The following is a 6,400-nucleotide window of genomic DNA, read 5'->3' on the forward strand; positions in this document are numbered from 1 at the left end:
AATTTAGGAGGTTTGACTTTTTTCCCTTTTCTTTCTCCTTGACAAGATGCAAAAAAGTTAGAGTAGGCTGTCTCTAAATCTCTTAAAGACTGTTGTAAAGGAATAGAAGAAACCTCGGTTAACCAGTTTTTTTCTTCGGTTTTTTTAATCTGAGTTAGTCTTTTGGACAACTCTGTATATTTTGGCTTTTTCTCTCCTTGTTGATAGAGTTCTTGGCAGTAAGCTAAGGTATTGTTCCAGACAACACGCACGCACCCGAACAACTGAGACAAAAGCCTCTTTTGTTGGTTTGTTGGGTAAATGCGGTATTGATACCTTGCTTTCATTGTTGGCTTAAAATAAGTGTGTCTGCATTCTATTATAACTGATAACTGTTAACTTACCCACTGATAACTGATAATTCACCGCAGCACTGATAGCCCTCCATCGATTAACTGCAATTTTTTAGGCAATTATTGGGCTTAAATCCTGTGAGGAAGTCAAGGGCTGCGGCCAATTAAAAGCCTCTCTCCCCATCTTAGCCTAAGACTCGAATGGCTGGCTAAAATTTTCAACAATTCGCCAAAATCTCCCCAGTTTCAACAGCTAACCGAATTAATATTGATCAACCCACCAGTTCCATCAGAATATTGCCAGGATAAATAGGTTCGGAAATTGAAGATTGAGAGAAAACTTGTGCGGACAGACAACAATCCGGCGCAGTCCGGAACAACAACCGGAAGCATTCAGTCTTAGAATATTGGGACTAGCACGTCTATTTTTACTGCAAAAATCGTCTTATAGATTAAAGATTATGAAAGCCAGATTATCGATCGCCCTAACCGCCCTAATGACCTTGGGCATAACTGCCACACCAGCGGTCAACTTTGACGAACAGGACATCGAGCAGACCCAGGTAATAGCGATCGCTCGTCCCTACGGAGGTAATAAATTTGACCTGCTAGTATTGGAACAAATCCAGGGAAAACAGAAGTGTTGGAGCGAAAGCGGCTCAAATCCCGTCATGATCGACCCGCTGCTCCTCAACTTTGACTTTACCGGCATTTGTCGCCGCGCCACCGATAGTAATGGTTATTCTATCCGTCTCGATGGCCGGGATTTTGGGCTAGATTACATCCTGCGTATTGTGGAACGCAATGGCCAATTATACTTAGTGGGAACTCCCCGGGATGCTCGCAGACCGGAATTATTGGTGGGAAGAACCCGAGGAATGCAAACAGGATTTATGAAAATTATCCTCGAACCGGGTTGGAGATTTAGCCGTCGTACTTTCCAAGGCAAAAGTTTAGGCCACTTCTACTTTAGCGGCAAAGAAGCGGAAGTTCTCGCAGCCGGCGGCAGACCTCCCATCAACGAAACCACTCCTCCCCCCACTTCCGGGGCCAGTTTTCAGGATATTAGCGGCGATATCTATAAAACTGAGATTGAAAAAGCGATCGCGCTTGGGGTAGTGGCCGGTTTTAAAGAAGATAACACCTTCCGCCCCGAAAATCCCGTCACCAGGGAACAATTCGTCTCGATGATTATTGAAGGGATGGGAACTGTCACCAAAATTAACCTAGAAGCGATTCCCCCCGGCAGCGGCAGTTTTAACGACGTAGAAGCGACGCGCTGGAGTGCCCAAAAAATCCAATGGGCCCGGGCCAATGGTATTGTTGCTGGCAAAGCTAACGGCGAATTCCGTCCCACCGACCCCATCACTAGGGCCGAATTGATGGCGATTCTCAAACAGGCCGCCACCTACCTGAAAACTCAGCAAAAACAAGCCCCCGATTTAGCCCAAACTAAAACCCCTGTCAATTTTTCTGATACTTCCGGTCATTGGGCCGCCAGTTTAATTACCCAGATGTCGGGATTTTGCGGTGTGGCCTCTCCCTTGAACGAACAGGGTAGTTCTTTTGTACCAAATGACCCCGCCCGTCGTAACTACGCAGCAGCCGCCATTGTCCGTACCCTCGATTGTGTTAAAACCGCCAAAAAATAACGGCCTCTCCTCAATCAGGGTTTGCTGAAAAAGTTTTTCCTAGGGGTAGGGTGTGGGGTGTGGGGTTTTATCCATTTTTAGGTGGTCAATTACCTAATTTTCAGGGAAAAAGTCCCCCAATTTTCCCCCCGCTCACTCCCAGACCCCGAACTTTTTGATTTCAAAAAAGCCTAGGCACTCATGCAAAAGGAGGAATAAATAATCAGTCTTTAATAACCAGATTTAATATAATTACTGTTTACTGATCACTGCTTACTGATCACTGATTACTGTTTACTGGTCACTGATTACTGATTACTGATCACTGATCACTGATTGTGGTTGTTAATTTTTACTTTAGGTATGCCGTCGAGTATTATCGCTAAACTGGGAAATAATGCACCTCGGCTAGACAAAATCCTATGGTAAAGCTGCTCGAAAATCCTCTCCGAGTGGGATTGCGACAAGAAAGAACCCCAGAACCCCTAATTTTAGTCATTTTTGGGGCATCGGGAGACTTAACCCAAAGAAAACTGGTTCCTGCCCTCTATCAACTGAAACGGGAAAGACGACTGCCGGCCGAATTAACCATCGTCGGTACAGCGCGCCGAGAGTGGAGTCATGATTATTTTCGCCAACAGATGCGCCAAGGCATCGAAGAATTTTCTGACGGGATTGGTAGTGAGGAATATTGGCAAGACTTCGCCCAAGGCTTGTACTATTTCCCCGGCAACATGGACGATCCAGAAAGTTACGCCAAAATGAAAGTCTTTCTGGAAGAATTAGACGGAATGCGGGGAACCCGCGGCAATCGAGTCTTTTATCTAGCGGTTTCTCCTAATTTCTTTCCCCCCGGCCTTAAAAACCTTGGGGCGGCCGGAATGCTTACAGACCCAATTAAACACCGGTTAGTGATCGAAAAACCCTTTGGCAAAGACCTCAGTTCTGCCCAAGTTCTCAATCGAGTCGTACAAGAGGTTTGTCAGGAGAACCAAGTTTATCGCATTGACCACTATTTAGGCAAGGAAACCGTCCAAAACTTACTGGTGTTCCGATTTGCTAACGCCATCTTTGAACCCCTCTGGAATCGTCAATTTATCGATCACGTCCAGATTACCGTGGCCGAAACCGTGGGAGTGGAGGATCGGGCCGGATATTACGAAAAATCGGGGGCTTTGCGGGATATGGTGCAAAATCACCTGATGCAGTTATTCTGCTTAACGGCGATGGAAGCACCCAACGCTATTAACGCTGATAGTATCCGCGGCGAAAAAGTCAAAGTCCTACAAGCGACTCACCTGGCCGATATCAATAACCTAGAAAAATCCGCCATCCGCGGCCAGTATAAAGCCGGTTGGATGAAAGGAAAACCCATTCCGGGCTATCGGGAAGAACCGGGGGTTAATCCGGAATCCACCACTCCCACCTACGTCGCCATGAAATTAATCGTCGATAACTGGCGTTGGCAGGGTGTCCCCTTCTATCTGCGTACGGGTAAACGTCTGCCCAAAAAAGTTTCCGAGATTGCCATCCAATTCCGCAATGTGCCGTTATTAATCTTCCAATCGGCAGCCCAACAAACTAATGCAAATGTACTAAGTCTGCGAATTCAGCCTAATGAAGGTATTGCCCTGCGTTTTGAGGCAAAAATGCCGGGGTCGGAATTACGCACGCGCACGGTAGAAATGGACTTTAGTTATGGTTCCTCCTTCGGTGTTGCCAGCGCTGATGCCTATAATCGCCTACTTTTAGACGCTATGCTAGGAGATCAAACCCTATTTACCCGTTCTGACGAGGTAGAAGAAGCATGGCGCATCGTTACTCCCGCTCTCGCCGCTTGGGACGCTCCCGCCGATCCTGCCTCCGTACCCCAATACGAAGCGGGTACTTGGGAACCCACAGAAGCGGAATTTCTCCTTAACCGCGATGGCCGTCGTTGGCGACGACTCTAATACAGTGAACAGTAATCAGTAAACAGTAAACAGTAATCAGTGAGCAGTAAACAGTGAGCAGTGAGCAGTAAACAGTGAGCAGTAAACAGTAAAAAGGCAGCTCCGAGCTTGTCGCTTAATACTATTCACTAAAAACTCACATCTGATAACTGATAACTGATAACTGATAACTGATAACTGATAACTGATAACTGATAACTGATAACTGATAACTGATAACTGATAACTGGTAACTGGTAACTGGTAACTGATAACTGATAACTGATAACTGATAACTGATAACTGATAACTGACATGACCACCCAAAGCCCCCCCATTGTCTCCCTGCAAGCACCGAAAGATGTTTCCATCGATGTGATCGAGCAGGAACTGCGCGATATCTGGCAATCCTATAATGATAATGAGGATGGTATGGCCGCCACCCGGGCCACCACCTTTAGCTTTATTGTCTATGAACCCGATGCGGTACAGGAATTGTTAACCCTTCTCGGCTATTACACCGGCCCGATTGATGGTATTGCCGGTCCCAGGACCCACGCCGCGATCAAAGTCGCCCAGAAGGACCTAGAACTAGAAGTAACCGGGCTTTCTAGCGATGAATTTGTCGCTCGGTTAAGGGCAGCCTGGGAAGCGGAAAAAAACGCCGAGGACGGGGCTAATCATCGTCAATACGCCGCCGATTTGGATGCGATTGGGGTCGCAGATGCGATCGCTGCTTCCAATCCCTGTCGCATTATTACCCTCTGTCCCACCGCCGAGGCCGATGAAGGGGTAAAAGCCTCCGTTTCTGCCTATTGTCCCGTCAACAAACGTAGTCAGAACACTTTAGTTTGCTGTGAATACGTCACTTTAAGCGGTACGGCGGAAGCTTTGGAACGAATTGGCGGCATTATTTCCGAGTTAACTATTCCCAGTTTGCCCAAATTTCTCTGGTGGAAAGCCAGTCCCGATGCGGAATATGGACTATTTAAGCGTCTGGCCAGTCAATGTGATACGATTATCGTCGATTCCAGCACTTTTCGGGAACCAGAAACGGAACTGCTGCAAGTGGGGGATTTACTAGCAACAGATGTACCATTGGCTGACCTGAACTGGAGTCGTCTCGCCCCTTGGCAAGAACTAACCGCCGAGGCTTTTGATCCACCGGAGCGCCGGGATGCTATTCTGGAAGTCGATCGCATCACTATTGATTATGAAAAGGGCAATCCTTGCCAAGCTTTTATGTTCCTCGGTTGGATGGCCAGCCGGTTACAATGGCGACCAGTGGGATATAGTCACCGGTCGGGAGATTACGCTATTCATCGGATTAGCTTCCTCGGTCAGGACCAGCGTTTAATTGAAGCAGAATTAGCTGGTATTCCCGTGGCCGATTGGGGTGAGGTACAAGGGGATCTGATTAGTATTAAACTCAGTTCTACTAATCTTCAGGCTGATTGTTGTACGGTAATTTGTTCGGGAACTACCGGCTGTATGCGGATGGAAGCTTCGGGAGGAGCCCAATCTTGCCGCATTGAACAAGTAGCCCATCTGGAAGACCAAAAAACAGAAACTCTGCTAGGTAAACAGTTACAGCGTTGGGGCAAGGACGTGCTTTATCAAGAAAGCATGAAAGTCACCGGCGCTATCCTCAAATTATCCCGACCGGATTAACAAATTAGCAACAATAATCCCACCCACTTTGGAGAGACCTTGTTAACAAGGTCTCTCGATATTTATACGGCAGTCAGCACCTGATTAAAACCGATAATTGTACCTTTTCAGAAAACAGGTTATTATAAAGACAGAGCTTTGCTTTCAAGGGGGCAATATGGTCGCAACCACTGAGAAACGCTACACAGTCGCAGAATACTTTCAACTAGAGGAAACTGCCACCGACAGACACGAGTATCGAGATGGAGAAATTATTATTATGACTGGGGGAACTCCTAACCATAATCGCATTGCGGGAAATTTTTACAGAAGATTTCCCTTAACTATCCAGAATCAAGCCTATGATATATTTATCACCGATCTACGCTTGGCCATACCCACCTATAATGTATACACCTATCCCGATCTTATGATCGTTAAGGGGGAACCAATTCTTGAAAGAGGACGCACCGATACGATTACCAATCCACAGGTGATTATCGAGGTTTTATCAAAATCTACTCAAGACTATAATCGGGGTGATAAGTTTAAGTTTTATCGCTCTCTTAATAGTTTTGAAGAATATATTTTAATCGATCAATATGGTTATTATATCGAACAATTTCATAAAAGAGGTGATCATTGGGCATTTCGGGATTATCACGATCAAGAAGCGATTTTAACTTTGTTTTCTCTAGATTTTCAAATATCCCTGACAGATTTATATCAGCGGGTGGATTTTACCGAAATTTTGGGTTAAAGCCCCGTCCTTTTAGGACGGCTTTTTAAACTATAGCTTGTTAACTTAACTTTTATTGTGCTATACTGATTTTATCTAAGTACCCCCTGCGTAAAA

Annotated in this window: 5 protein-coding genes; 4 read left to right on the top strand and 1 reads right to left on the bottom strand. The window is 45.9% G+C overall.

Annotation, left to right across the window (positions count from 1 at the left end; all coding sequences use genetic code 11):
* The coding region (locus EWV84_RS15115; RefSeq protein ID WP_287078653.1) for an RNA-guided endonuclease InsQ/TnpB family protein at positions 1-326 on the bottom strand (326 nt) is incomplete at its 3' end.
* Positions 327-793: 467 nt separating this feature from the next.
* On the opposite strand from EWV84_RS15115, the gene EWV84_RS15120 reads away from it, so the two are divergent.
* The 4 genes from EWV84_RS15120 to EWV84_RS15135 all read left to right on the top strand — a co-directional run bounded on the left by EWV84_RS15120 (position 794) and on the right by EWV84_RS15135 (position 6,304).
* Positions 794-1,984, top strand: a complete 1,191-nt coding sequence (locus EWV84_RS15120) for a DUF3747 domain-containing protein (protein ID WP_287078654.1) — start codon at positions 794-796, stop codon at positions 1,982-1,984.
* Between the two features lie 401 nt (positions 1,985-2,385).
* Positions 2,386-3,915 carry a glucose-6-phosphate dehydrogenase gene (gene zwf / locus EWV84_RS15125; protein WP_287078655.1) on the top strand — a complete coding sequence of 510 codons (1,530 nt, stop codon included), beginning with the start codon at positions 2,386-2,388 and terminating at the stop codon, positions 3,913-3,915.
* 294 nt (positions 3,916-4,209) lie between these two features.
* Complete coding sequence (opcA, locus tag EWV84_RS15130; RefSeq protein ID WP_286825415.1) at positions 4,210-5,565, top strand: glucose-6-phosphate dehydrogenase assembly protein OpcA; 1,356 nt, start codon at positions 4,210-4,212, stop codon at positions 5,563-5,565.
* A 157-nt stretch (positions 5,566-5,722) separates the two neighbouring features.
* Entirely contained in the window at positions 5,723-6,304 is a 582-nt protein-coding gene (locus EWV84_RS15135) for a Uma2 family endonuclease (RefSeq protein ID WP_287078657.1), read from the top strand.
* Positions 6,305-6,400 lie beyond the last annotated feature (96 nt).

The sequence above is a fragment of the Microcystis sp. M_QC_C_20170808_M3Col genome (genome assembly GCF_007095505.1).
GTDB lineage: Bacteria > Cyanobacteriota > Cyanobacteriia > Cyanobacteriales > Microcystaceae > Microcystis.

Coding starts and splice junctions, on each gene's coding strand:
- EWV84_RS15120 (WP_287078654.1), top strand. CDS start 794: ATGAAAGCCAGATTATCGATCGCCCTAACCGCCCTAATGACCTTGGGC.
- zwf (WP_287078655.1), top strand. CDS start 2,386: ATGGTAAAGCTGCTCGAAAATCCTCTCCGAGTGGGATTGCGACAAGAA.
- opcA (WP_286825415.1), top strand. CDS start 4,210: ATGACCACCCAAAGCCCCCCCATTGTCTCCCTGCAAGCACCGAAAGAT.
- EWV84_RS15135 (WP_287078657.1), top strand. CDS start 5,723: ATGGTCGCAACCACTGAGAAACGCTACACAGTCGCAGAATACTTTCAA.